This window comes from Arthrobacter sp. Y3223164 (assembly GCF_059091005.1).
This window is the reverse complement of the sequence record NZ_JBNHGF010000825.1, coordinates 1-509: the sequence shown is the minus strand read 5'-3', so window position 1 is coordinate 509 and position 509 is coordinate 1. Positions and strand designations below refer to the sequence as shown.

The 509-nt window shown below is 70.3% G+C and carries 1 pseudogene; it reads left to right on the top strand.

The features are described 5' to 3' along the window. Window positions 1–509: pseudogene (locus AC5RUJ_RS18230) on the top strand (glycosyltransferase family 1 protein); the annotation flags it as partial.

Sequence of the window (509 nt, the reverse complement as noted above, 5' to 3'; positions counted from 1 at the left end):
TGGGCCGCGCCGGCCGCGACTGGCCGTCGTCGGTCCGGGACGTGCACCCGGACCGCCTGCGGGACGAAGAACCCGACGTCGTGGTGCTGCAGCGGCCCGAGGAAATCGAGGAATGCGAGCGGTTGCTGGGTCGCCGGCCGGGACGGGACATCCCGGCGGTGTTTTTGGAGCACAACACCCCCAAGGGGGACGTGCCCAACTCGCTTCACCCGCTGGCCGACCAGCAGGACATGACCGTCGTGCATGTCACCCACTTCAACCGCCTCTTCTGGGACTGCGGAACAGCCCGGACCACCGTGATTGAGCACGGCATCGTGGATCCCGGTCCGCTCTACACCGGGGAACTGGAACGCCAGGGCGTGGTGGTCAACGAGCCGGTCCGCCGCTGGCGGGTGACCGGAACGGACCTGCTGCCGGCCTTCGCCGAGGCAGGACCGCTGGACGTGTTCGGCATGGGCACCGACCAGCTGGGCGCGGCCACCGGGCTGGGCCCGGACAAGCTGCGCGTG